This is a genomic window from Methanotorris formicicus Mc-S-70, from assembly GCF_000243455.1.
In the GTDB taxonomy this organism is placed as follows: Archaea; AGJL01; Methanococci; order Methanococcales; family Methanococcaceae; genus Methanotorris; species Methanotorris formicicus.
In genome coordinates this window covers 1-1,649 of record NZ_AGJL01000106.1, presented here as the reverse complement: position 1 = coordinate 1,649, position 1,649 = coordinate 1, and the positions used below count along the sequence as shown (strand labels likewise).

Below are 1,649 nucleotides of genomic sequence, written 5' to 3'. Positions count from 1 at the left end.
GTTTAGGATTAGTTGAGAAGTTGGCTTTAACTAAGAAAGAGAAAAATGCAAAAGAAATTGAACATAGAAAAGAATTAGGATTACCAGTTCCTTACTAAATAACTTTTATTTTATTTAACTTTTTTAAGGATTGGATTTTATCAATAATTGCTTTTTTAGATTCAGTTAAATTTGAGAATTTGTTTTTTATTTTTTAAATTTGGTAAAATTAACTTTAAAGATACAAAGAAATATAAAGTAGTTGATGAACAAATAAAATAATATTCTCATTTAAAGGGGTGATGAAATGTTATTTATTGCCTTTTCACCATTTGGAGCATTTGCTTTAAAAGAAAAAGAGATTTACACTTACACTATTGATGATATTGAGTATTATAAGATTTTTAATGAAGAGGAAATCCCAAAAATTCTATACGATTTGAAGAGAGGGAATGTACAGAGTATAATTGAAAATTTAAAGAAAGAATGGAATGTTGATGATGAAGTTGATGTGGAGGTTTTTGGCAAGCCCAACATCGCTGGAGAAATCGTTAGGACTAACTTATATGAGTTGGGAAAAAAGTTTGGGGTTTTTAAGGATTATGATGATTTCATAAATAAGATGAATTTTTGGGCTTTGGAATTGACAAAGCTGTCTATGAAATCCTTTTCCCAACAAAAGGATAAATTGATTATTCAAACTGTTGAGGCATTAGATGATTTGGATAAAATTTTAAATCTCCTTTCTGAAAGAATTAGGGAGTGGTACTCATTATATTTCCCTGAAATGGACAAAATTGTTAAAAAACACGAACTTTATGTAAATTTAATTGCTCAACTTGGAGAAAGGGAAAAATTCACAAAATCCCAATTGAAGAAAATACTCCCTTCAAATGTGGCAAAAGAACTTGCAAACTCTGCAAAATCTTCCATGGGTGGGGACATCTCGGAGGAGGACTTGAGAGTTTTAAGGGATATGGCTGAGGAAATAAAAAGATTATATGAGAGAAGGAAAGAATTACAGGATTACTTGGAAAATTTAATGGAGGAATCTGCTCCAAATTTAACAAAAATTGCAGGAGCATCTTTAGGAGCGAGATTGATAAGTTTATCTGGAGGTTTGGAGAAACTTTCAAAATTCCCAGCATCTACAGTTCAAGTTTTGGGGGCAGAGAAGGCATTATTTGCCCATTTGAGGGAAGGAGCAGAACCACCAAAGCATGGGGTAATTTATCAACATCCATTCATCCAAGGTTCTCCAAAATACTTGCGTGGGAAGATAGCGAGACCTTTAGCATGTAAGATTTCAATTGCTACAAGAGCGGATGTATTTGGTAATTATATTGGTGATGTTCTTTTAGAGGAGTTGGAGAAAAAAGTTGAAGAAATTAAGAAGAAATACCCAAAACCACCAAAGAAGAAAAAGAAAGAAAAACCAAAAAGTAAGAAAAAAGAAAAGAAACCAAAAAAAGAGAAGATAAAGAAAAAGAAAGAAAAGAAAAAAGTAAAGAAGGGAAAGGCCGAGAGAAAGGTTATTGGGAAGACAAAAGGCAGGTAAATTAATTTTTTAATTTTAAATCATAAATTATGCATAAATTTAAAGTATTTTTTATTTTATAGATACGCTCATCTTCACTTACAATTACATATATAAATAATAATCGCAATAT

General features: G+C 30.6%; 1 protein-coding gene and 1 pseudogene. Both read left to right on the top strand.

Features of this window, described 5'->3' with window-relative positions; genetic code table 11:
* Window positions 1–98 (top strand): annotated as a pseudogene (locus METFODRAFT_RS10825) (coenzyme F420 hydrogenase subunit beta); the annotation flags it as partial.
* A gap of 188 nt (window positions 99–286) precedes the next feature.
* The gene (locus METFODRAFT_RS09560) at window positions 287–1,537 is read left to right on the top strand and encodes a hypothetical protein (RefSeq protein ID WP_007045426.1); all 1,251 of its coding nucleotides are present in this window, start codon (window positions 287–289) and stop codon (window positions 1,535–1,537) included.
* Window positions 1,538–1,649 lie beyond the last annotated feature (112 nt).